This is a genomic window from Gordonia sp. SL306 (assembly GCF_026625785.1).
Classification (GTDB): domain Bacteria; phylum Actinomycetota; class Actinomycetes; order Mycobacteriales; family Mycobacteriaceae; genus Gordonia.
The window spans coordinates 1,484,397-1,507,821 of the sequence record NZ_CP113063.1; the positions used below are offsets into that span (position 1 = coordinate 1,484,397).

At 67.1% G+C, this 23,425-nt stretch carries 25 protein-coding genes; 6 read left to right on the top strand and 19 right to left on the bottom strand.

Going from position 1 to position 23,425, the window contains the following annotated elements; all coding sequences use genetic code 11:
* Positions 1-72: 72 nt before the first annotated feature.
* The gene (locus tag OVA31_RS06695; RefSeq protein WP_267630313.1) at positions 73-513 is read left to right on the top strand and encodes a rhodanese-like domain-containing protein; all 441 of its coding nucleotides are present in this window, start codon (positions 73-75) and stop codon (positions 511-513) included.
* Positions 514-634: 121 nt separating this feature from the next.
* Here OVA31_RS06695 and OVA31_RS06700 read toward each other — a convergent pair whose 3' ends face one another.
* The 12 genes from OVA31_RS06700 to hpt all read right to left on the bottom strand — a co-directional run bounded on the left by OVA31_RS06700 (position 635) and on the right by hpt (position 11,805).
* A complete protein-coding gene (locus OVA31_RS06700; RefSeq protein WP_267630314.1) occupies positions 635-1,444 on the bottom strand; it encodes a type III pantothenate kinase in 810 nt (269 codons plus the stop codon).
* Position 1,445: 1 nt separating this feature from the next.
* Entirely contained in the window at positions 1,446-1,871 is a 426-nt protein-coding gene (gene panD / locus OVA31_RS06705; RefSeq protein WP_164310786.1) for an aspartate 1-decarboxylase, read from the bottom strand.
* 32 nt (positions 1,872-1,903) lie between these two features.
* Positions 1,904-2,821: a pantoate--beta-alanine ligase gene (gene panC / locus OVA31_RS06710; protein ID WP_267630315.1), complete on the bottom strand. Its 918-nt coding sequence runs from the start codon at positions 2,819-2,821 to the stop codon at positions 1,904-1,906.
* Complete coding sequence (locus OVA31_RS06715) at positions 2,818-3,789, bottom strand: Rossmann-like and DUF2520 domain-containing protein (RefSeq protein ID WP_267631431.1); 972 nt, start codon at positions 3,787-3,789, stop codon at positions 2,818-2,820. The genes panC and OVA31_RS06715 overlap by 4 nt, the downstream gene beginning before the upstream one ends.
* A 333-nt stretch (positions 3,790-4,122) precedes the next feature.
* Positions 4,123-5,376 carry a DUF6779 domain-containing protein gene (locus tag OVA31_RS06720; RefSeq protein ID WP_267630316.1) on the bottom strand — a complete coding sequence of 418 codons (1,254 nt, stop codon included), beginning with the start codon at positions 5,374-5,376 and terminating at the stop codon, positions 4,123-4,125.
* An 84-nt stretch (positions 5,377-5,460) separates the two neighbouring features.
* On the bottom strand, positions 5,461-5,994 hold the full coding sequence (locus OVA31_RS06725) for a DUF3180 domain-containing protein (RefSeq protein WP_267630317.1): 534 nt from the start codon (positions 5,992-5,994) through the stop codon (positions 5,461-5,463).
* Positions 5,991-6,518 carry a 2-amino-4-hydroxy-6-hydroxymethyldihydropteridine diphosphokinase gene (gene folK, locus OVA31_RS06730; protein ID WP_267630318.1) on the bottom strand — a complete coding sequence of 176 codons (528 nt, stop codon included), beginning with the start codon at positions 6,516-6,518 and terminating at the stop codon, positions 5,991-5,993. Before folK ends, OVA31_RS06725 begins: the two co-directional genes overlap by 4 nt.
* Positions 6,515-6,889, bottom strand: a complete 375-nt coding sequence (folB, locus tag OVA31_RS06735) for a dihydroneopterin aldolase (protein ID WP_267630319.1) — start codon at positions 6,887-6,889, stop codon at positions 6,515-6,517. The genes folK and folB overlap by 4 nt, the downstream gene beginning before the upstream one ends.
* Positions 6,889-7,812, bottom strand: a complete 924-nt coding sequence (gene folP / locus OVA31_RS06740; protein WP_267631432.1) for a dihydropteroate synthase — start codon at positions 7,810-7,812, stop codon at positions 6,889-6,891. The genes folB and folP overlap by 1 nt, the downstream gene beginning before the upstream one ends.
* A gap of 71 nt (positions 7,813-7,883) precedes the next feature.
* Positions 7,884-8,603 (bottom strand): GTP cyclohydrolase I FolE, encoded by a 720-nt coding sequence (gene folE, locus OVA31_RS06745; RefSeq protein WP_420714150.1) that lies wholly within the window; start codon positions 8,601-8,603, stop codon positions 7,884-7,886.
* Positions 8,604-8,666: 63 nt separating this feature from the next.
* Positions 8,667-11,039 carry an ATP-dependent zinc metalloprotease FtsH gene (gene ftsH, locus OVA31_RS06750; protein WP_267630321.1) on the bottom strand — a complete coding sequence of 791 codons (2,373 nt, stop codon included), beginning with the start codon at positions 11,037-11,039 and terminating at the stop codon, positions 8,667-8,669.
* Between the two features lie 187 nt (positions 11,040-11,226).
* The gene (gene hpt / locus OVA31_RS06755; protein WP_267630322.1) at positions 11,227-11,805 is read right to left on the bottom strand and encodes a hypoxanthine phosphoribosyltransferase; all 579 of its coding nucleotides are present in this window, start codon (positions 11,803-11,805) and stop codon (positions 11,227-11,229) included.
* 339 nt (positions 11,806-12,144) lie between these two features.
* Here hpt and OVA31_RS06760 point away from each other — a divergent pair, with 339 nt between their 5' ends.
* Positions 12,145-12,867 carry a glycine zipper family protein gene (locus OVA31_RS06760; RefSeq protein WP_267630323.1) on the top strand — a complete coding sequence of 241 codons (723 nt, stop codon included), beginning with the start codon at positions 12,145-12,147 and terminating at the stop codon, positions 12,865-12,867.
* A 114-nt stretch (positions 12,868-12,981) separates the two neighbouring features.
* Here OVA31_RS06760 and OVA31_RS06765 read toward each other — a convergent pair whose 3' ends face one another.
* On the bottom strand, positions 12,982-13,407 hold the full coding sequence (locus OVA31_RS06765) for a hypothetical protein (protein ID WP_267630324.1): 426 nt from the start codon (positions 13,405-13,407) through the stop codon (positions 12,982-12,984).
* A 12-nt stretch (positions 13,408-13,419) separates the two neighbouring features.
* Entirely contained in the window at positions 13,420-14,292 is an 873-nt protein-coding gene (locus tag OVA31_RS06770) for a LysR family transcriptional regulator (protein ID WP_267630325.1), read from the bottom strand.
* Positions 14,293-14,374: 82 nt separating this feature from the next.
* On the opposite strand from OVA31_RS06770, the gene OVA31_RS06775 reads away from it, so the two are divergent.
* From OVA31_RS06775 to OVA31_RS06785, 3 genes are all read left to right on the top strand, one after another.
* Positions 14,375-15,292, top strand: coding sequence for a DMT family transporter (locus tag OVA31_RS06775; RefSeq protein WP_267630326.1), 918 nt, complete (start codon positions 14,375-14,377; stop codon positions 15,290-15,292).
* A 124-nt stretch (positions 15,293-15,416) separates the two neighbouring features.
* Positions 15,417-16,313 (top strand): hypothetical protein, encoded by an 897-nt coding sequence (locus tag OVA31_RS06780; RefSeq protein WP_267630327.1) that lies wholly within the window; start codon positions 15,417-15,419, stop codon positions 16,311-16,313.
* 17 nt (positions 16,314-16,330) lie between these two features.
* Positions 16,331-16,693: a hypothetical protein gene (locus OVA31_RS06785; protein ID WP_267630328.1), complete on the top strand. Its 363-nt coding sequence runs from the start codon at positions 16,331-16,333 to the stop codon at positions 16,691-16,693.
* 68 nt (positions 16,694-16,761) lie between these two features.
* Here OVA31_RS06785 and tilS read toward each other — a convergent pair whose 3' ends face one another.
* The 3 genes from tilS to dacB are packed head-to-tail and all read right to left on the bottom strand — an operon-like array spanning position 16,762 to position 20,248.
* A complete protein-coding gene (gene tilS / locus OVA31_RS06790; protein WP_267630329.1) occupies positions 16,762-17,727 on the bottom strand; it encodes a tRNA lysidine(34) synthetase TilS in 966 nt (321 codons plus the stop codon).
* The gene (locus tag OVA31_RS06795) at positions 17,706-18,911 is read right to left on the bottom strand and encodes a zinc-dependent metalloprotease (protein ID WP_267630330.1); all 1,206 of its coding nucleotides are present in this window, start codon (positions 18,909-18,911) and stop codon (positions 17,706-17,708) included. Before OVA31_RS06795 ends, tilS begins: the two co-directional genes overlap by 22 nt.
* Entirely contained in the window at positions 18,908-20,248 is a 1,341-nt protein-coding gene (gene dacB / locus OVA31_RS06800) for a D-alanyl-D-alanine carboxypeptidase/D-alanyl-D-alanine-endopeptidase (protein ID WP_267630331.1), read from the bottom strand. Before dacB ends, OVA31_RS06795 begins: the two co-directional genes overlap by 4 nt.
* Positions 20,249-20,430: 182 nt before the next feature.
* On the opposite strand from dacB, the gene OVA31_RS06805 reads away from it, so the two are divergent.
* Entirely contained in the window at positions 20,431-20,943 is a 513-nt protein-coding gene (locus OVA31_RS06805) for an inorganic diphosphatase (protein ID WP_267630332.1), read from the top strand.
* Positions 20,944-21,070: 127 nt separating this feature from the next.
* On the opposite strand, the gene OVA31_RS06810 is transcribed toward OVA31_RS06805, so the two are convergent.
* Together OVA31_RS06810 and OVA31_RS06815 are read right to left on the bottom strand one after the other, a co-directional pair.
* Complete coding sequence (locus OVA31_RS06810) at positions 21,071-22,774, bottom strand: MDR family MFS transporter (protein ID WP_267630333.1); 1,704 nt, start codon at positions 22,772-22,774, stop codon at positions 21,071-21,073.
* Positions 22,771-23,277 (bottom strand): MarR family winged helix-turn-helix transcriptional regulator, encoded by a 507-nt coding sequence (locus tag OVA31_RS06815; RefSeq protein ID WP_267630334.1) that lies wholly within the window; start codon positions 23,275-23,277, stop codon positions 22,771-22,773. Before OVA31_RS06815 ends, OVA31_RS06810 begins: the two co-directional genes overlap by 4 nt.
* Positions 23,278-23,425: the final 148 nt, after the last annotated feature.

Sequence of the window (23,425 nt, forward strand, 5' to 3'; positions counted from 1 at the left end):
GGCTGAGTACCGCATCTGCGGCCGCCCTTCTTCGACGACCCCCGCTCATCTCGATCACCTTCAGGACCTCTCATGACCGCCGTTCTCGCATCCATCGATGCCGTCGTTGATCCCTCCCACCCGATCGTCGCAACCTCGACCGACGCTCCCCTGTCGATCCAGTGCGCCGAGTACGCCCAGCATGTCGTCGACGGGGCAACCGCCGTCGACGTACGCAGCCAGCGCAAACGCCAGACCGACGGGGTGCTCACCGGAGCGCTGGCGATCGATCCGACCGACGTTCTCGCACGCCTGACGCCCGGCGATCCGGAGTCGCTGCGCGGTGCCACCCCCGATGCGCGCTGGCTACTGGTCAGCGACGACGGGCACGAGGCCGAATGGCTGGCCTGGCATCTGCAGGCGCGTGGCGTCACCGGTGCGGTCTTCGTCGTCGGGGGTTTCCGGGCGTTGCGTCGGGCGCAGGTTACCGGTCGCTTCAGCGATCAGGAACTCGCCGCCATCTCCGCGCACTGAAACCCGCGCAACTGCGCACGATCGGCGGGATACTGCGCACGATCGACGCAAAACTGGGCACGATCGGCGGGATACTGCGCACGATCGCCGCAAAACTGGGCACGATCGGCGGGTGGTGGGTCTAGCGGGCGCGGCCTCGCTGTTGCTTCGACCGCTCGTGGACCAGCCGGAGTCCGTCCAGCGTGAGGTAGGGATGGTGGACGGTGAGCGTCTCGCACTCCTCGAACATCAGCGGCGCGAGGTAGCCGGTGGCCACCACCGTCACGTCGTCGGAGTCGAAGCCGTCGACGGTGTCGCGCACCCGGTCGACGAGGCCGTCCACCTGCCCGGCGAAGCCGTAGAGGATGCCCGATTGCAGTGCCTCCACGGTGTTCTTGCCCAGCACGCTGCGGGGTGGCATCAACTCGACCCTGCGCACCGTGACGGTGTGATCGGACAGCGCCTCGACCGCGAGGTTCACACCCGGCGCGATGGCACCGCCGAGGAACTCCCCCTTCGCCGAGATCGCGTCGACGACCGTTGCCGTCCCGAACGCCACCACGATGACCGGACCGTCCGGGTAATTATGATGCGCCGCAACACAGTTCGCGACGCGGTCGGTCCCGACTTCTTTCGGGTTGTCGACGAGCAGCGGAACCCCGGTCCGCACACCGGGTTCCAGTAGGACGTGGTGGTGGCCGTCGCCGTAGTAGCGCGGCACCATCACGCGCAATTCGCGCAGCAACGACGGCACGGTGGACAGCGCAGCGACGCCGGTCACCTGCTCGACGTCGGAACCGAGCAGGCCGCGGAAGAGCAGCGCGAGCTCATCCGACGTCAGATTCGGCTCCGTGTGGATTCGCCAGTCGCGCACCATGGTCGCGTGTTCGCCGCTGCCGGCGAACACGCCGAGGTGGATGTTGGTGTTCCCGACGTCGACGGTGAGCAGCATGTCAGGCGGGCGCCTGCACGAGCTCGCGCGGATCCAGCAGCCCGGAGCCGTCCGGCACACGGGCCGGATCGGAACCGGATTCGAGGACCCGGTTGCGGTCGTCCACGAAGACCACAGACGGGGAGTACTCGCGCAGTTCGGCCTCGTCGAGGATGCCGTAGGCGATGATGATGACCAGATCGTCCGGATGAACGAGATGGGCTGCTGCACCGTTGATCCCGATGACGCCGGACCCACGCTCGCCGGCGATCACGTAGGTCTCGAGGCGGGCACCGTTGTCGATGTCGACGATGGTGACCTGCTCACCCTCGAGCAGATCCGCGGCATCGAGCAGATCCTGGTCGATCGTCACCGACCCGACGTAATGTAGGTCGGCCTGGGTGACCCTGGCACGGTGGATCTTCGATTTCATCATGGTGCGGAACATCTGTCGGGTTCCCTTCGTGGGTCGATCTGTGGTCAGTTGGCGGTCTGTTCGGGGTCGCGGCCGGCAAATCCGGTTCCGATGGCCACGCCGACGTTGTCGATGAGTCGCGCCGCGCCAATCCGCGCGGCGATCAGCAAGCGGCCGTCGCCACGTTCCGGTGGTTCCTCGAGCTGCCTTCCGGTGAGGGCGAGATAGTCCACCTCGATACCCGGGTGCGAGTCCAGCACCGACTGCGCCGCAGCGAGTATCGCGTCACGACCACCGGCCGCGGCATGGGCGCCCGCGAGCAGTGCCGCCGACAACGTGGTCGCGAGCTCGCGTTGGTCGGGGTCGAGATAGCGGTTGCGCGACGACAGCGCGAGGCCGTCGGACTCGCGAACCGTCGGCACGCCGACGATCTCGATGTCGAGGTCGAGATCGTCGACCATCTGCTTGATCAGGACCAGCTGCTGATAGTCCTTCTCGCCGAAGAAGGCCGCGTGCGGTGCCGCGATGTTGAGCAACTTGAGAACCACGGTGAGCATCCCGGCGAAGTGCGTGGGCCGTGCCAGTCCGTCGAGGACGGCACCGGCGGGGCCGGGCTGCACCATGGTCCGCCGGCCGTTCGGATACATGCCGGCGGCGGTCGGCGCGAACACGAGTTCCACGCCAAGCGGACGCAGCAGCGCGCAGTCGTCGTCGAAGGTGCGCGGGTACGCGTCCAGATCCTCGTTCTCACCGAACTGCAAGGGATTCACGAAGATCGACACGATGACGACGGTGTTGCCGCGTGACCTGGCGGCGCGGACGAGTTCGAGGTGACCCGCGTGCAGCGCGCCCATGGTGGGCACCAGCACCACCCGTTTACCCGCCTGACGCAGTGCCCGGCTCACCCGCTGCAGCGTCGCCGGATCGCGATGGACAGTCAGTTCTCCTGGGGTATAAGACTTTTCACTCAGATCAGATGTCATTTCGCCTCCAGAACATCGAGGAGATCGTCGGGGGCATCGGTGTAACCGGCCGTGCGGCGGGCCAGCACGCGGTAGGCCTCGGCGATATCGGTGTCGCCTGCCCGGTCGGCCGGCAGGGCACGCAGGGCAGCGAGGTGATCGGCGACGGCGGTGGCGTCACCGCGGGCGACCGGTCCGGTCAGGGCACGCGGTCCGAGTTCGAGCACGTTCTGCAACGCCGCGCTCACCAGCGGGCCGAGGATGCGCTCGGCAAGACGGATGCCGCTGCCGTCGACGGTCGCGGCGTCACGCGCAGACTGGCCGTCGGGACCCTCGATGGCCGAGTTGAGTGCGCTGACGGCGTCCGAGATGAGGGTGACCAGGTGGTTGGCGCCGTGTGCCAGAGCGGCGTGGTACAGAATGCGATCCGACTCCGCGATGCGCACCGGCTCGCCGCCCATCTCCAGCACGAGGGCTTGCGCGATCGCGTATCCGACCTCGTCGGCGGCGGTGACGGCGAAGGTCGCCTGCCGCAGACGGTTGGTGTCCTCACTGGTCCCGACGAAGGTCATCGCGGGATGTATCGCCAACGGCAACGCGCCGCGTTCGGTGAGAGGCGCCAGGATGCCGATGCCCTTGGCACCGGCGGTGTGCGCCACCAGCGTGTTCGGTCGCAGCGTTTCTGCCATCACGACGTCGTCGATCACATCGGCGAGCGCGTCGTCGGGGACGGCGATGATCAGGAGTTCGGAGCGTGCGACCACTGCGGAAAGGTCGAGGATCTCGGATTCGGGCAGCCGGTCGGCGGCGCGACGACGAGACCCCTCGGACCGCGCGACCACCGCGCCGACCACGTGACCGGCCTGCTCGAGTGCGGCCCCGAGCGCGGTCCCAACACGCCCGGCCGCGATCACGCCGACGGTGAGCCGGGCAGGCGCGGGCAGGTTGGAGAGACCGGACAGGTAGCGCGAATCATCATCACGGCCCATGCCGGGGCCGAGACCATCGCTCGGTGAGGTCACCGCTGTCCTCCGAATTGGAAGTTCCAGTCCCGGCTTCGGCTCGGGTACCAGACGTTGCACAGCAAGGTTAGGCCCTGCGAGCGCTCAGAGGCCAACGCCTGTGACAGGCCTCACGGGACGCAGTGCGTGCGAGCCGCCCACACGTGACGAGGGCCTTGGCCGGATTCTGTACCCGATCGGCGAGTTTCTGTACCCGATCGGCGAGATTCTGTACCCGATCGACGAGAAACTGCGCCCGATCGACGGGCAGCGGGGTGCCGGGTGGGGGTGCGGGCGGCGGACGGGCGGGGCGGAGTGCGGTCAGTCCTCGCGGCGGCGACGGCCACCGCCCGGTGAGCCGGACTGGCGCAGCTGACTCAGCAGCTCCGAGACGGGCAGGCCTGCCGAATGGGCGCTGTCGCCGTCGTCATCGTCACGCCGACGACGTCGTCCCTGCTGCAAGACGGGACTGCTGCTCTCCCCCGACGACTCGTGACGGCCCGAGGTGGTGGACGCTGCCTCGCCCGACGTCTCCTCCTCGACGACCTGCTCCCCGACGGCCTGGGGCTCGTCGGCCGCAGGGGTCTCGGTCACGGGGGTCTCGGTCACAGGGGTCTCGGTCACGGGCCTCTCGGCGGGAGCGGCATCGGCGACGATGGTCTCCTCCGCGTCGACCGCGACGTCGTCCGGGTCGACCGGAGCTCCCGACCGTGCCGCCACCTTCCACTCGTCGGTCGGCGTCTCGTCGACGTACCCGGTCGGCGTCGGCGACGAAGGGGTCGGCGCGGACGTGGTGAAGAACGACCCGGTGGACGGCGAGCCGACGTCCTCCGGCTCGGCCAGCACGGCGTCCTCGACCTGTTCGTCGATGGTGTCCTCGGGCACCTCGGTCGCGATCCGGCCCGACATCGGGTCGTCGTCGGTGATCACGGGGATGACCTCGGTCATCTCGTTGGGGTCGACGTCGGCGGGCACGTGGCGGCCGGCGCCGGCCGCAGGCGCGGTGGCAGCGAAGTCGCGGGCCGCCAGCACGCTGTCGTCGGTGCCGAACCTCTGGCCGTACGTCGAACTCGTGCTCGGGCGCTCTCCGCCGATGCCGGATGCCAGCTCGCGCAGTTTCTCGTTCGGCAGGGCGGTCCGTTGCTCTGGGAGCGATTCGCCGAGCAGCATCTCCAGGCTCGACCGCAACGCCAGCACCTGCTGCTTGAGCTCGGCGAGTTCCTCGTTGGATTCCGCGCTGACCTCTTTGCGGATGGTGGTCTCGACGTCGAGTTCGTACTGACGGCGCGCGGCGATCTCGCGCTCGAGCTGGAGTTCGTAGACCAGACGCAGATCCCGGCTCTTCGACTCCGCGGTCTCCGCTTGCCGCCGGAACTTGGTGACCAGGATCGCCCCGATCACCGCCGCCCAGAGCGCCGCGATCACCGCGAGGGAACCCGACACGGACAGCTGATCGGTGAAGACCATCAGAATGCTGGCGACCAGGGCGAGCACGATGAGCAGACCGAGCAGCCACTGTCCCACCGATCTACCGGATCGCCGCGACTCGGTGGAACGGCCGTTCGAGGTCGTCATGTTCGTGAACATACCGCCTGACAGCATCGATGTCGGCGAACCAGGGCGGAGAGTCACCGATTCACCATCTCCCGGGGGCGCCGGTCAGGCGGGCCCCGGATGGCCCCCGACCGGGTCGTCGGTCGGATCATCCGGTGCGCGGCAGCAATACTCGAGCCACAGCGCAGCAGCCACCAGCACCACGCCGCCGACGACCCCGACGATCGAGCCGGGCAGGTCGTGATCGGCCGCCGCCAGGTCATGTCGGGTGGCGAGGAAGATCAGCAGACCCGTCCAGACGCCCACTGCGATCGCGCCCAGGATGGCCGACGCCTTCGCCAGCGCCAGGACGCGGGCAGCGGTGATCGGGTGCAACTGTCCCCGCGCCCGCCCGACATCCCGCGACGCCACCCGGGCACGGACGATGAAGGCGATCAGCACCTCGAGGGCGGCCAGGACGTAGAGCACGATCCCGGCGAGCAGCGGCATCGGCGGCAGGCTGCCGTAGTTGTAGCGCACCAGGACGAAAGCCGTCACCGCGACGATGACGGCGATCACCGTCAGATCGCGCAGCCGAGTCGGCCCGAGCCCCGGCTCTTCGTCCTGATCGCGGCGCGACGGCCGTCGTGGCTCGGTCATCGGCGCCTCGTGACCGACAGCTGCGCCACCGGCACCACCCCGGCGCACTCCGACGGATCGATCCGATCGACCAGGGTCGCCACGGCCTGCGTGCCCTCGGGCGTCCACAGGGTGGCGTCCGGTTCGATCACGAGCCACGGGATGAGCACAAAGGCCCGTTCAGCAGCCCGGGGATGCGGGAGCAGCAGCCGCGGATCGTCGCTGCGCACCACGTCGACGCCCTCGCTCACCGTGATCACGTCGACGTCGAGCGTCCGCGGACCCCACCGGACCTCACGCGTGCGGTCGGCGGCCTCCTCGAGTTCTGCGCCGATCGCCAGCCACTCGTACGGACCCCGCGGACCCTCGACGATGAACGTGATGTTGTAGAAGTCCTCCTGCTCGACCCCACCCCACGGTGGCGTCGAGTAGACCGGCGACACGGCGACGAGGTCGTCGGCGAACCGCTCGACGACCGAGTTCAGGTGACCGAGCCGGTCACCGATGTTGGAGCCGGCCGACAGCACGGCCCGCGTCGCGGTCATCGGGACATGCCTTTCCGGGAGCGTCGCGTCACCACCGCGACGTCGCCGAACTGCAGCGGGATCGGCGCGGACGGCTTGTGGACGGTCACCTCGCACGCCGCGATCCGCTCGTCGTCCATGATCGATTCGGCGACCTCGCCGCCGACCGCTTCGATGAGATTGCGCGGTTCGCCCGCGACGATGTCGTGGGCCTTCTGCGCGAGCGCACCGTAGTCGACCGTGTCGTCGAGGTCGTCGGAGGCCGCGGCGACCGCGAGGTCGAGCCAGAGCGTGATGTCGAGGATGAACTCCTGGCCGTCACGTCGCTCATGCTCGAAGACACCGTGATTGCCGCGGACGACGAGTCCCCGCAGTTCGATCCGATCGGCCATCAGTGGCTCACCACTCCTGTGTCGTCAGCTCCCTGGACGTCGATGCCCCGGGCATCGGCCTCGTGGGTCTCGGTGTCGCGGCGCGGGAGGCCCGTTCCACGGCTGCCCCCGCGGCGCCACGCACTCGCCACGGCGACCGCATCGCGACTCTTCTCCACATCGTGCACCCGCACTGCCCAGGCCCCGTCCATCGCGGCCAGCGCCGAGATCGACGCGGTCGCGATCTCCCGGCCCGCAGGTGGACGCAACTCGCCGTCGCGGGCGAGCAACGTACCCAGAAACCGTTTGCGCGAAGCCCCGACGAGAACCGGGAATCCGAGACCGACAAACGTGGGCAGTGCGTGCAACAGCGCCCAGTTGTGTTCGGCGGTCTTGGCAAAACCGAGGCCAGGGTCGAGCACGATGCGATTGGGATCGACCCCCGCCGACACCGCGCTGTCGACCTGTGCCAGCAGTTCACCGGACACCTCGGCCACCACGTCGCGGTATCCGCCGACGTCTCCGATGCCGTGTGTGAACGCACCGTCGCGGTTGTCGCGGTCGATCGGCCGCCAGTGCATCAGAATCCAGGGCAGGCCCGCATCCGCGACCACACGGGCCATGTCGGCGTCGGCGCGCCCGCCGGAGACGTCGTTGATCACCGCGGCGCCTGCCTCGATGGCCGCTGCTGCGACCGGTGCGCGCATCGTGTCGACCGAGATGGGCACGCCCGCGCCGGCGAGTCCCGCGATCACCGGCGCAACCCGCTTCGCCTCGTCGGCGGGATCCACCCGGCTCGCTCCCGGCCGAGTCGATTCACCACCGATGTCGATCAGATCGGCACCCTGTGCGATCAGTTCGTGCCCGTGCGCGATGGCCGCGTCGTGGTCGAGGTAACGACCACCGTCGGAGAACGAATCGGCCGTCACGTTGATGACGCCCATCACGAGCGTGCGGTCGGCCGGCGCGAGCACGCAGTCCCGTTGTTCTGACGGCATCGGTCGGCGAACCGCGCTCAGGTCCGCGAGATCAGGTCGAGGGCCTCACCGCGGGAGACCGCACTCGTCTTGAACAAGCCGCGCACCGCGGAGGTGGTGGTGGTGGCGCCCGGCTTGCGGATGCCGCGCATGGCCATGCACAGATGCTCGGCCTCGATGATGACGATCACCCCGCGCGGATCCAGGCGCCGCACGATCGCGTCGGCGACCTGACTGGTCAGCCGCTCCTGCACCTGCGGGCGTTTGGCGTACAGATCCACCAGTCGCGCGAGTTTCGACAGCCCGGTGACCTGGCCGGAGACACCCGGGATGTAGCCGACGTGGGCCACTCCGTGGAACGACACGAGATGGTGCTCGCACGTCGAGTACAGCGGGATGTCCTTGACCAGGACGAGCTCGTCGTGGTCCTCGTCGAACATGGTGCCCAGCACCTCGCTGGGATCGGTGTAGAGCCCGGCGAACATCTCCCGATAGGCGTTGGCCACGCGTTTCGGCGTGCGCTGCAGCCCCTCTCGGGTCGGGTCCTCGCCGACCGCGATCAGCAGCTCGCGGATCGCGGCCTCGGCGCGCTCCTGATCGAAGTGCCTGCCCTCGGGTGTCGTGAGCTCGCCTCCGGCTGCGTCAGAATTCGGCCCGCTCCGGGCGCCGTCGGCATTCGGCCCGCTCGCTCCGCTCCCGGCGCCGTCCACACCATTGCGATCGTTCACGCGGGCGTCCTGATGTTCACTGACCGTCATCGTTCATCTGATCCGTTCTACGAACGTGTGTGCGGGCAGCCGACCGGTTGGCCGGCGCCCTGATCAACCGCCGGGGTTCTCGGGATGTCCGTGGCGGCCGGAACCATTCGTTCCGTTGCCATTCGACCCGCCACCGTTGGTGCCCGATCCGTTGGGACCGCCAGGCGAGGGGGCGGAGTCCTGCGGGGGCCACCCCGGCGCCGACCAGTCGCGCGGAGCGCCGTAGTCGGGTCGCGTGCCGTGGGTCGGCTGACCCGGATAGCCCTGCTGACCCGGGTGGCCGCTCTGCTGGCCCGGATAGCCTCCGCCGCCGTACTGCTGCGGACCGGGCGCCGACTGCGGCGGGTAGGCGGGCGGATATGCCTGTCCCGGAGTCGGATTCGGGTACCCCGAACCCGGCTGTCCCGCACCGGTGCCGGCGCCGCCGGAATGCGGCCCGCTCGCTCCGCTCCCGGCGCCGACCGGTTCCGGCACCGGCTCCGGGGTGACCGGCTCGGGCGGCCATGGCTCGCCCCGCTCGATCGCGAGTTCGCCCGGTGTCTTGACCGGCGGCTTGTCACTCGGCGTACGGTCACCGAACTCGTTGAACGTGGTGATCCGCGGACGCTTCTCGACACCGGAGAAGATCTTCTCGAGATCCTTGCGGGTCAACGTCTCCCGCTCGAGGAGTTCGGTCGCCAGCACGTCGAGGGTGTCGCGGTACTCCGCGAGGATCGCCCACGCCTCGGTGTGCGCGGCCTCGATCAGCCGGCGCACCTCCTCGTCGATCTCGCTGGCGATCTCGGCCGAGTACGTGGCCTGGTTGCCCATCGAACGCCCCAGGAAGGGGTCACCCTGTTCCTGTCCGTAGTGGACCGCGCCCAGCTTGGCACTCATGCCGTACTCGGTGACCATCGCGCGCGCGATCTTGGTGGCCTGGTCGATGTCCGACGACGCGCCCGTGGTCGGCTCGTGGAACACCAGTTCCTCGGCCGCCCGGCCACCCATGGCCATCACCAGACGCGCGATCATCTCCGACCGCGTCATCAGGTCCTTGTCCTGTTCCGGCACCGCGAGCGCGTGACCGCCGGTCCGCCCGCGGGCAAGGATGGTGACCTTGTAGATCGGGTCGAGGTCGGGCATCGCCCACGCAGCGAGGGTGTGCCCGCCCTCGTGGTACGCGACGGTCTTCTTCTCTTGTTCGCTGATGATCCGGCTCTTGCGGCGCGGTCCGCCGATCACTCGGTCCACGGCTTCTTCGAGCATCTCGGCGGTGATGGTGTTCTTGTTCTCGCGGGCCGCGAGCAAGGCGGCCTCGTTGACAACGTTGGCCAGATCGGCACCGGACATGCCCGGCGTGCGCTTGGCCAGACCGTCGAGATCGGCATCGGAATCGATCGGCTTGCCCTGCGCGTGCACCTTGAGGATGGCGCGACGACCCGCGATGTCGGGGTTGCCGACCGGGATCTGGCGGTCGAATCGACCGGGACGTAGCAGCGCCGGGTCAAGGATGTCGGGACGGTTGGTCGCCGCGATCAGGATGACGCCGCTGCGCTCACCGAAGCCGTCCATCTCCACGAGCAACTGGTTGAGGGTCTGCTCGCGCTCGTCGTGACCGCCGCCGAGGCCTGCACCGCGCTGGCGGCCGACCGCGTCGATCTCGTCGACGAAGATGATGCAGGGGCTGTTGTTCTTGGCCTGCTCGAACAGATCGCGCACCCGGGACGCACCGACACCGACGAACATCTCGACGAAGTCCGAGCCGGAGATGGTGAAGAACGGCACACCGGCCTCACCGGCGACGGCCCGCGCGAGCAGGGTCTTACCGGTACCGGGCGGACCGTAGAGCAGCACGCCCTTGGGGATCTTGGCGCCCAGCGCCTGGTAGCGCGCCGGGTTCTGCAGGAAGTCCTTGATCTCGTAGAGCTCTTCGACGGCCTCGTCGGCACCGGCGACGTCGGAGAAGGTGGTCTTCGGCATGTCCTTGGTGAGCTGCTTGGCCTTGGACTTGCCGAAGCCCATGACCCCGCCCTTGCCGCCGCCCTGCATGCGGTTCATCACGAAGAAGAACAGGCCGAACAGCAGGATCATCGGAAGGATGAAGATGAGGATCTGCCACAGCGCCGACTGCTGACTGACGTTGGTCTGATAGGGCGCACCCGTGGTGGTGACCGAGTCGAAGACCTGCTCACCGGCCGACGCCGGGTACTTGGCACTGATCTTGGTGACGTCGTCGCCGTCGACCTTGATCGGATTCTTCAATTCGATCCGCAGGGTCTGTTCGCGGTCGTCGATGTCGATCCGGTCGGTGTTCTTGACGTTGAGCTGGGTCAACGCGACCGAGGTGTCCACAGACTTGTACTCACGACCCGAGTCACGCATCACGCTCCAGCCCCACAGGGCGAGCACGATGAGCGCCACGATGGCGAGGTTGCGGAAGACTGACTTTCGGTTCATGCCTGTTGGTGGTGGTGGGGCTCGGCTTGTGTCCAGCCCGCGCCTTCCCACTGTCCTTCCCGGTCGACGTCGTGGACAGCCTCAGGTGTCTTCTGTAGGGCTGTCCGTATTAGAGGCTACCGGTCAACGAACAGCCAGGGAAAACCGTTCCGTGCCACACCGGTGGCACCTCGTCCCTGGTAGGACGTCAGTTCTGGTACACCGACGGCCGCAGCCGGCCGATGTAGGAGAGATCGCGGTAGCGCTCGGCGTAATCCAGCCCGTACCCGACGACGAACTCGTTGGCGATGTCGAACCCGACGTCGGCCACGTCGACCGGGGAACGCACCGCTTCCGGTTTGCGCAGCAGGGTGCACACCTCGAGCGACTTCGGATTCCGGGTGGCCAGGTTCTTCATCAGCCACGAGAGCGTGAGACCGGAGTCGATGATGTCCTCGACGATCAGGACGTCGCGGCCGGCGATGTCGCGGTCGAGGTCCTTGAGGATCCGCACCACACCGGACGACGAGGTGGCCGAGCCATAACTCGACACCGCCATGAACTCCATCTGCGACGGGATGGGCAGCGCCCGCGCGAAGTCGGTCATGAACATGATCGCGCCCTTGAGCACGCCGATCAGGACCAGGTCCTCGTCGATGTCGGCGTACCGCGCGGCCACCGACTCGGCCAGCTCCGTGGTGCGTTGCCGGATCTGCTCCTCGGTGATGAGGACCGCTTCGATGTCGTCGCCGTACGGGTCTGTGCCGCTGAGACTTGGGGACTGCACGCCTCTAGCTTGTCATGCCGGGAACGGACTGCGTCGGCGACCGCGCGGTCGCGCTCCTCTCCGGACCTCCGTGACCGCCGCGTAACGCTGTAGGACGTTCGTACGACATCCCGCGAGAGAACGGTGTGTCGCTGATCACACTCAGATCACGAATGGCAACATATCTTCACACGCGACACATTTTTCTCCTGAGATGACCGCGAATTTGTGAAGGTGAACTGTCCGCAGAAAAAGCGATTAAAGGGGGCCTGATCCTTTGTTCTGCGAACGAAATTCACCAGTGCCGACAATTTCCCCAGGCTCGTGTCGACGGAGCCGATCACGCGAAAGACATTCCCTATGTTCACAGCCCGGCGCACCGACGCTTCCCGGCGACACACGCGCCTCCATCTCACCACCTTGGCAACGATTTCCCTTGCAACCGCATTGATTACGGCCTTCGCCGGATCGGTACAGGCGGCACCGGCGAAACCTGCGCCAACCACCTACGACGTCGCGGTCGGAGCTGGCTCGTTCAGCCTCACCGTGCACAACGGTTCGATCAGCACCAATTCCGGTGCACTCGTCATTCGCAATTCCGCCGGCGCCGAAAAGTTCCGGATGCCGCTGGCATATCGCAAGGAATATCAGCAATTCCCCATCGATGCGAGGACCGTCGGAAATACCGCGACGCTGATACCGTCTCGAAATGTTGCGCGGTCGACGCCGGTTAATCCGGTGGAGGTGGAGGGCCTGCGAACCATCGCAGCGAGTCAGGTTGACGCTCCGCGGACCAAGCAGGAACGAGACGATCAGGCCTTGGCGCGGTTCAATCAGATGGCTTCGGCCGGTCTGACAATCTCGTCTCTCGTCGGCATCACAATTGGTGCGGTGCTAGGTGGAATTGTCGGCTGCGCAGGGGGCCTGCCAGCATTCGCAGTCGGATGTTTCCCAGGCGCGGTCCTGGGTGCATCGGTGGGTTCAATTGCTGGCCTGATCCTCGGAGGCGGCGGTTCCGTCATCGGAGCAGCCATCCAGTACTTCAACACCATCAACTCGCCGTTCGTCCCACCGCGGCGTTAGAGAACCACCCACCCCGACGGTCCGCCTCAGTGTTCGACGAGGCGGGCCGTCAACCTCTCACCGATTCGGTAGCAGCAATCCGCGCCTGGCGCGGATTGCTGCTACAAATCCGGGTCAGGCCAGAAGGTGCGCGTATGGATCGTCGTCAGCGCCGATTTCTTCCGGCATCGGGTAGTACGTCTTGATCAGCAGATTGCCTGCGTCATCCCAGGCGAAGGTCTCGATGCTGTATGCGGACATGATGTCCGGCTCTGTGCCGAAGCGATTCTCACAGACCCAGGCCATCTCGTTTCCGTTGACCTGCACGGTCAGCATGGTGATCCGCAAGATGTGCTGAAACATGTCCCAGGCCTCGACAGTCGCCACCTCGAAGCCGTGTTTCTCCTCGGTCCCGACCGGATCGAACATGCGCACCTGCGCCGGCATGATGGTGCGCCACGACGCCACCCAATCGTCCTTCTTTCCGGCGTTCCACAGCTCCGCATGCTGTCGTGCATGCGCGAGCCGGGCCGCTCGACTCGGGACAGACCCCATACCCATCACCACTCCCACCTATGGACAGCTATCTGGACAGATGTCCACGTTAGCACCCATCGGCGCTGCGCCGGCCTCACCGATTCGCCGCCGGACCTCGCCGAGCAGCGCCGTCCGTATCCGCTCCGGAATCCGCGGCCCGATCGACATGTACAACGGGACGTCGGGAACGTGCGGTAGCTCGCCAACCCGGCGCAGTCCGTCGGGCGGCGCACCGAAGCGTGGCAGTGGTGTGACGCCGAGCCCTCGGCGGGCGGTGCCCACCACGGTGGTCAGGTCGGAGCATTCGCGGACGATGGTGAAGTCCCGGCCGCGCAATGCCGCGATCGCCTGGTGACGCACCGCGCACGGTGGCGAGAAGAGGACGAGCCGATCGGTAGGGGCACCGACGGTCCCGTACCACTCGAGCGGCAGGTGGGCCACCATGCGACTGTCACGGGCCGCGCTGGTGAGCATCAGCGCGACATCGGCACGATCCTCTTCGACCAGATCACGGACTCGTGCGCTGCGCGTGAGACGCAGCCGCACATGGTGATTCGGCAACAGTTCGTTGAGCATCGCGACCACGTTCGGCACCAGGAACTCCGCTGCGTGCTCGGTGGCCGCCACCAGGAGTTCGTCGTCGGCCGGCGGGAGCAGTTCGCGCACGGCGTCGTCGTGCTGCTGGAGGATCGTCCGCGCCCGGCCGGCGAGTTCTTCACCGTCGCTCGTCAGCGCGATCCCCCGTCCCTCCCGGACGACGAGTGGACATCCGAGTTCGCGTTCGAGCTTGCGGATGTGCCCGGTGACCGCCGACTGCGAGAGGTGCAGCGCCTGCGCGGCCCGGCGGACACCCGAGAACGCGACGACGGCGTCGAAGCTGCGCAGCGGGGCGATGTCGAGGGTCGGCACCCCACCCAGTATGCCCTCCCAACCGTTCACGTTTCGTGAACGGTCTTGAGAGGCGCATCGCCCACTCGTCACCGTTGCGGACATGGAACAACGCACGTTGCAGATGCGGCTCGCAGTCCCGACGGTGCTGCTCTACGGGGTCGGATATCCCCTCGGTTCGGCCACCGTCGCCGTCATGTCACCCTTTCTCGTCATCCTTCTCCGGTTCGCCGCCTCGGCTCTGTTGCTGTGGGTGATCGTCCTCGTCCGAGGTCTCCGACTGCCGTCCCGACGACTGATCGGACATGCCGTGGTCGCGGGAGTGCTGACCCAGGGAGTGCAGTTCCTCGGCCTGTACTGGGCCTTGGCCCATGGCGTGCCGTCCGGCCTGGGGTCGCTGATCATCTCGCTGAACCCGGTGGTCACCGCAGCGTTGATGTCCCTGTTGATGGGCCATCGCGAGACACGCGCCGGGTTGATCTCGCTGGCCCTCGGCGCCGGCGCTGTCGTGTTCGCGTGCGCGCCACGACTCCTCGCGGACCACAGCATGGGCGCGGGTGTGCTCGCCGTCGTCGTCGCGATGCTCGGGTTGTCCGTCGGCGGGATCTATCAAGGACGTCACTGCACACAGATGGATCCGTGGATGGTGACCGCCATCGGCCTGACCGCCTCCACCCCGTTCGCCGGCGTCGCCACGCTCCTGACGCCGGTTCACTGTGACAACTGGCCGCGCGCGCTCGGCCTGCTCGCCGTGATGGTGGTGCTCAGCTCGGTCGGCGCGACGACGCTCTACGCGGCCTGCATCAGACGGTCCGGTGCCCGCGCAGCGTCGATCTTGTTCGCAGTGATCCCGGCCGCCGCCAGTGTGATGGCGTGGATCGGGCTCGGGGAGGATCTGTCCGCGTTCACCCTCATCGGACTGGCACTCGGCAGCGCCGCCTGCCTGCTGCAGTCCAGATCGGCTGCACCGCAGCCGAACAGGGTAGACCGAGGAGCGCGTTCGGAGTCGTCGGCCCGCTGATGGTCGCCAGAACGCCGGCGCCACAGTGAGCAGTCATTTCCGCGATCGACAAGTCTGTCATTCATGCCAGTACAGCCGTTAGATTTCTTCTGCAATGTTCTGGACTTCTCGGGTTGCCGCTTGCATGGCGCCCGATCAACTGTCGGGAGATCCGGTGAGACTTTTCCGCGCCATACTTGTGTCACTTGTATTGGCTTGTGGCCTGGCAATCCCGAGTGGATTCGTCAGTTCGATCGCTGCGGCCGCGCCGAGTTGCGGCACGCTGGATGCACGGGTGCAATCCCTCAACGCTGAGGCACAGGGTTATCGCCAACGCGTCGGGATACACAACGCGAAGGTGGCTCAGCTGAATGCACAACGTGATTCGGTTGACCGACGGAATTCTGCGGCGGTGGCCGCGTGGAATGCCTCGCGGCAACAACTTCTCAATGAGGAGTACGCGCTCCAAACCGAAGGCGCGCAGGGACAGCGACAAGCCTATGCCCTCCGCGAAGAAGCACGTCAGTGCGGCGCAGAGGATTCGACCGAGCCGCCGACCTTCACACCGCCGTCCGGCCTGAACCCCGCCCCTGACCAATCGCGGGAGCATCGGCAACCGGCACCGCCCCGCAGGAAGGCGCCAAGCCCGCCGAGTCAGCGAAACTATCCGGAACCTCCTGCGAACTGGAAGTCGAATTGGTCGAACGGAAAACTCGGCGATTCCCGAGCCAACGCGCTCACGCACTATGAAAACCATGGTCATGAGTTCCGCGGCATCACCTCCCCCGAGCAGTATGCGGCCGCAGCAAACGGTTTCCTGAAGAATCCGCCTCCCGGAACATTCCGGCTTACCCGTCCCAATGGCGATGTGTTGCTGTATAACTCGGGTACCAACACTTTCTTATCGGCTACCCATTCGGGCCAGATCAAGACGATGTTCAAGCCGGACGATCATCTCGACTACTGGCTGGGACAACTAAAGGCGGCCCCTGGCGCCCTACCCGGTATCATCAGCCGGAATATCGCGGATGTGCTGGGATGACCATGAAGGCGGGTGCCGTGAACAGTGACGAGTTGATCATTCTCGACCTGACGAGCGCCGAGCGAGATTTCCTCTTCCACGGTCTGATCGAATGGGGCGGTCCGGGGAGAATGTCGGATCCGTTGGCAATAGCCATCGGCTTCGATGACGCCGAGGACTTCCGCTCATCCAAGGGCGCTCTGGCAGACGCGATTGTGGAAGGTCGGGGACTGAGCCCGCAGGACTGGCGGCGTGCACTTGCCGCGGCGGAAATCTGCTTTGCCAGTGACACTCTGGGGGTGGGTCTGGAGTGGGAGGACGTCGGCGTCGATTCAGATGAGGTGACGTTCGAGGCGATGCGGTCCGTACAGATCAAGATCACGATGCACGGCATCGCGTAGCCGTTGCTCCAGAACCGATTTTGTAGCAGCAATCCGCGCCTGGCGCGGATTGCTGCTACAAATCCGGATCACCGGGGCGCCCGGCGGACCGTCAACCGCGGTCCGGACCTCTCCACCACCTGCCGGGCCGTCGGGTCGCCACCGATCGCGACCTGGGCGCGGGACCGTGCGTCGGTCACGAGGTCGTCGACCGCGGAGATCACCGGATGGGTCGGTTCGGTCGCCCCGATGTCGAGCAGCCATCGTCGGAGGACGCGAGTGCGTACCGCGGCCGGCGCACCGTGCAGCCCGTCGACGTCGAGTTCGCCCGCAGGCATCTCGTCGCCGTGGGCCAGGCGGCCGTAGAGGTCGTCGGCGAAGTGATCGAGTGCCTCGTTGTCGGCGCGCACCGACGACGCCGTCCGTCCCAACGCCTCCACCACCCCGCCGTGCAGGACGTCGTCGAGCAGGGGTAGCACCTCGGCCCGCAGCCGGACCCGGGTGAATCGCGGATCGCGGTTGTGCGGGTCGTGGTGTGGACGAAGGCCGAGCTCGGTGCAGGCGGCGAGCGTCTGAGCCCGACGGATTCCCAGCAGGGGCCGTCCCCACGGCGGATTCCACGGACGCATGCCTGCGATCGACCGCGCCCCCGAACCACGGGCCAGGCCGAGCAGCACGGTCTCGGCCTGATCGTCGGCGGTGTGGGCGAGCAGTACCGGGCATCCGTCGCGGGCGTCGTCGAGGGCGGCGTACCGCGCCTCGCGCGCCGCGGCTTCCAGACCGCCGGTCCGGCCGACCTCCACGCCGAGCACCTGCGACAGGGCGCCGAGCCGTCGGGCCGCGGCGGCAGCCTCCGCGGCGACGTCGTCCGAGCCGTCCTGCAGCGCGTGGTCGACCACCAGCGCCCGCACCGACAACCCGGCACGAATCGCACATGCGGTGAGCGCCAACGAGTCCGGGCCTCCGGACAGTCCGACGCACACCTGCCCGCCGGGTTCGAGGTGGGTCGCCGCGAACTGGGCGACCGCACGGGTCACAGCACCCGTTGCATCCATACCCGCGGCTCGTCGATCTCGTTCGGGCGCGGCATCGTCTCCGGCGACGTCCAGATGGTGTTGAACGTCTCCATCCCCACCGCCCCGACGACCTCGTCGACAAAAGCCTTGCCGCGCACGTATTGCGCGATCTTGGCGTCCATACCGATCAGCGCACGGATGATGCGCTGCACCGGATTACGCGGGGCGCCACGGCGTTTGTCGAAGGCCGCCCGAATGCTCGCCACCGTCGGCACGTGCACGGGCCCGACCGCATCCATGACGTGGTCGGCATGACCCTCGAGCAGGGTGCCCAGCATCATCATCCGGTTGAACGCCTCGAATTGCTCCGGGGTCTGCAGCAGTTGCATGGCACCGAGCACGCCCTTTTCCCGGGGCTGTTCGTCGGAGCCGCGCAGCGTCGAGGTGATCCGGGCGACGATCTCGCTCGTCGATTCGCCGGACTCGGAGGTCAGGATCTCCAGATTGTCGACCATGTACTGGCGCAACCACGGATTCGCCGAGAACTGGACGCGATGGGTGACCTCGTGCAGACACACCCAGAGCCGAAAATCACTGGGCACCACACGAAGTGAACGCTCGACCGAGATGATGTTGGGCGCGACGACCATCAGCACCCCGGGATCACCGGTTTCGGGATCGGGGGTGAACGGGTCGTACTGGCCGAGGATCGCGCCGGACAGGAAGGCGAGCAGTCCGCCGGCCTGCAGGCCGCCTGCCTTCGCGGAGAACCCGGCGAGGGCGGTCTCGATCGCGTTGGGCGATCCGCCGTCGTCGGGATCGCTCACTCCGCTCCCGGCGCCGAGACCATCCGGCCCGCTCACTCCGCTCCCGGCGCCGAGCATCGACTGCATCGACTGCGCGGCCGCATCCACCCATTCCTTGCGGTCGAGGATGCGGGTGGTGGGCACGCGCAGGCCGTCGGCGAGGCCGGTCACCTCACGCACCGGTGCCTCGGCCCGGGTGGCCGCGTCGGCGAGTTCGGCGTACGCGGCGTCGAGGGTGTACGCGGTGGTCTTCGGCCCCGGGCGCGCCAGGCGCTTTCCGGTCGCGGCCGCCAGCCCCCAGTCGATCCGCGCGCCGATCGACTCGGCGTCGTCCCGCCCGCGATCCGCACCGGGCGCATCACTGCTGGTCGAATCGCTGCTGGTCAGATCGCTACTGCTCAGCTCACTGCTGGTCATCGGCACCCACATTCCCTCAGCTCGCCGGCCACGTTGTCGAGCGCGGGCCGAGCGTCGGCCGGAGATGTTCCGCCCGACATCAGCGCGAACGAGAGCACCCGGCCGTCGATGGTCTGGACTATCCCCGTCAACGAACTCACCCCGGTGAGGGTTCCCGTCTTGGCCCGGACCCACCCGGCGCCCGGATTGGAGTTCGGGTCGAAGCGATCCGCCAGGGTGCCGGTGCCTGCGGCGACGGGCAGTCCGTCGAGCATGGGCCGCATCAGCGGCTGCGACGGCCCACTTGCCCCGGCCATCAACTTGTCGAGCAGCGTTGCCGGCACCTTGTTGGCATAGGAGAGGCCCGAGGCGTCGTGCAGGGTGACCATCGACATGTCGAAACCACGTTCCGCCAGTGTGTTCTTGACGGCGGCCACTCCTCCGGCGAGCGACGCCGGCCCGCCCTTGGCCACCGAGAGCTCCACCGACAGTGCCTCGGCGAGCACGTTGTCGCTGTAGCGCAGCATGTCGTTGACGCGGGTCACCAGCGGCGCCGACGTCACCGAGGCGACGGTCTGCGCGCCGGTGGGTGCGGTCTGCTCGGTGACCGGAGCGTCCACGCCGAGTGCCTTGGCGAGCGCCTCGCCGGATGTGATGGCCGGGTTCGCCACCCGCGGCGAGTACTCGTCGAGCGGCTCGATCCGGCCGCCGTCGGCGATCAGGGATTCGATCGGCGTGATGTCGCCACCGGCGATGTCGCCTTTGTCCCAGGTGCTGTCCATCGTCGGGCCGCTGAACGCACTCGTGTCGACGGCCACCGACGTCACCGGGACGCCGGCTTTGCGGATCTGCGCGGCGAGGTCGGCGATCCGCGCCGGGTTGGTATAGAAGGTGTCGGCACCGCGCGGCTGGGCAGACAGCGTCGGGTCGCCCGCGCCCTTGAGGATCACCTGGCCGTCGGCGCCGACGACGACCGTCGTCGTCAGCCGCTTCTCGTGTGGCAACGCGAGCAACGCCGCGCTCGCCGTCAGGATCTTGGCGTTCGACGCCGGGACCCGTGGCTGTGTCGGTCCGTCCGACCACAACGTCGCGCCGGTGAGGGCATCACTGATCTGTCCGGTGAACTGACCGAGCGCGGGGTCGCGGACCGCCTGGGCGATCTCGGTGCGCACCCCTGCGGCGGTCGGCTCGGGAGCATTCGCCGACACCGTCTTGATCTGCGGGTTCACCGCGATCGCAGCCGGTTGGGGCGGAATCCCGGGCGGGAGTTCGTCGGAGTCGTCGAGCCGCAGCGCCACCGCGACCGAGCCGACGGCGATCAGCGCCAGGACCACCACCGAGATGACCGTCCACAGCATCGTGCGTCTGGTCGACCTGCGCCGTGCGCCCACAGAACCTCCGGATCAGTGCCTCGGGGTCCGGCCCGGCCCTGACCCCTCTCGACTTCTCACAGTATCGTTGAGGCGATCTGCGCAGGCGACCCAGCGGTGACGTCGGGCCGCGTGCGATCACCACCAGCGAACACTTGCCAGGAGGAACCGTGGAATTCGATGTGACCATCGAGATCCCCAAGGGCGGACGTAACAAGTACGAGGTCGATCACGAGACCGGGAAGGTCTATCTCGACCGTTACCTGTACACCTCGATGGGCTACCCGGCCGACTACGGGTACATCGACAACACACTGGGCGAGGACGGCGATCCGCTGGACGCGATGGTGCTGCTCCCCGAGTCGGTGTTCCCCGGGATCATCGTGAAGGCGCGCATCGTCGGCATGTACACGATGACCGACGAAGCAGGCGGCGACGACAAGCTGCTGTGCGTCCCGGCCGGCGACGTCCGCTGGGATCACATCCAGGACATCGGCGACGTCAGCGATTTCGAGCTGGGGCCGATCTCCCACTTCTTCGAGCACTACAAGGATCTCGAGCCCGGCAAAGAGGTCCAGCCGGGCGGCTGGGTCGGCAAGGACCAGGCCGAGAAGGTCGCCCAGGAGGCCATCGATCGTCTGAAGGCACATCCGGAAGAGGTCAACGAGCCCTCGCGCGGCTGACTTCTCTTCCGCGCCGACGGCAACACCGAAAACGCCGACAGCAACCTCCACTGGTTGCTGTCGGCGTTATTCGTGTTGCTGTCGGCGCTATTGGTGTTGCTGTCGGCCGGGTTGTTGTGCGCCGGACTCAGGCCGCGTCGACGGTCTCCGGAGCCCCGATCGGCTTGCCCTGTCGGAGCGGCAGCTCCTTCCAGGTGATGGTGCCGACGATCGCGAGCAGCGACATGATCGACACCGCGAGGAAGACCCGGTCCATCGAATCGGCGAATCCCTCCTTGATCGGCGCAGCGAGCTCGGTCGGCAGCTTTTCGATCACCGACGTGTCACTCATCACGCCGTCCGAGGACGACGATGCCGCACCCGGGTTCTGCGACGCCGCGACCAGCGACTTCCCGAACCCACTGACCTGCGGATCACTGCTCTGCGCAGCCTGCACCACGGCCGTGCGGTACTCCGGCTGCGAGGCCGCCGACGTCATCTCGTCCTTGATGTTCGGGCCCATGAAGGAGAACAGCAGCGAGAAGAACACCGCGACACCGAGCGTGCCACCCATCTGCCGGAAGAACGTCGCGGTTCCGGTGGAGAGCCCCATGTCCTTGGGCGGCAGGATGTTCTGCATCGCCAGGGTGATCGGCTGCATCAGGTTGCCGAGGCCGAAGCCCAGCAGCGCCGCCATCAGCATCACCAGATAGACCGGCGTCCCGGTGCCGACCAGGTGCAGCAGGAATGTCGCCGACGTGATCAGCACGGCGCCGATGATGGTGAAGACCTTGTAGCGCCCGGTCCGCGATATCAGCTGGCCGGACACGATCGAACCGGTCATCAGCCCGAGCACCATCGGCAGCATCTGGAGGCCGGCGACCATCGGGCTCGACCCCCGCAGCACCTGGAAGTACTGCGGCAGCATCGAGATACCGCCGAACATCACCGCACCGACGATGACGGACACCACGATGCCCTGGCTGAACACACGGTTCTGGAACACCCGCAGCGGGATGAGTGCCTGGTCGCCCATCTTGTGCTCGATCCAGATGAAGGCCCCGATGCCGATCACGCCGATGGCGTAGCAGAGCATCGCCAACCCGGAGGTCCAGCCCCACTCACGACCCTGCTCGGCGACGATCAGCAGTGGCGCAACGGCCACGGCGAGTGCCGTCGCACCCCAGTAGTCGGTGCGTCCGCCGACGCCCTTCTGCTGGTCGTAGTTGAGCACCTTGTAGACCACGAACAGCGCGACGAGCCCGATCGGGACGTTCACCAGGAACACCCAGCGCCAGCCGGAGACCCAGAGAATCGACGCCTGCCCGGCGAACAGTCCGCCGAGGACCGGGCCCAGAACGCTGGACGTGCCGAACACGGCCAGGAAGTAGCCCTGGTACTTCGCACGTTCACGCGGCGGCACGATGTCGCCGATGGTGGTCAGCGCGAGCGTCATCAGACCGCCGGCACCCAGGCCCTGGAATGCGCGGAACGCGGCCAGCTCGTACATCGACGTCGCGATACTGCACAGCAGCGATCCCACGATGAAGATCGAGATGGCCAGCAGGAAGAACGGTTTACGACCGTAGAGGTCGGAGAGCTTGCCGTAGAGCGGTGTCACGATGGTCGCCGTGACCAGGTACGCGGTGGTCACCCACGCCTGCATGTCGTAACCCTGCAAGTCGTCGGCGATGGTGCGGATCGCGGTCGACACGATGGTCTGATCGAGTGCCGCGAGGAACATCCCCATCATGAGGCCCGCGAGGATCGTCAGGATCTGACGATGCGTCAGTCCTGCGCCCGCGACCTCGTCGGGAGCCGCCGTGTCCACGGCGGCCGTTGATTCTGTCATGCCTGTCCTTTCACAAAGTCTGTTATCGCCCGCGGCGCCTCATCGGTCTTGGCGCACGGCGGCGCGATGACGGATTCGGCGGCATCGACGAAGCGACTGAGCAGACGCACCAACGTCGCGAGCTCGTCGTCGGTCCAGTCCGACATCGCATCGTCCATCGCGGTCCGGCGCACCATCCGCATGGCCTCGACCCGTTCGCGCCCGGCATCGGTGATCACGAGCAGAGTCGCGCGGCCATCCGCGGGATCCGCCTCACGCCGCACCAGCCCGAGTTCGACGAGCTGCGCCACGTGGCGGCTCACCGTCGAGGGATCGGCGTTGAGGCTCTCCGCCAGCTCACGTGAGCGCATCGACTCGCGAGCGAGGTGGAAGAGGCCTTTGAACGCGGCCGTCTCGAACTCCCCGTCCGCGGTCTTGAACGTCGTGTGGACCGCACGGTCGCGCAGGCGCATGTACCGGGAGAGCACATCGAACAGATCATCGACGGCTTTTTGATCGAGCATGCCCGTCCCCTCCCTGAGATCAGCGATTTTACTTTCTCTTTGCAATTAGTTGCTGACTGCAATTAGTTGCCGATCGCAAGTATGCGCTCGACCTCCGGCTGAATGCAACCTGGCCTACGATGAGAACCCGTGACTCCCCAGCCGCCGG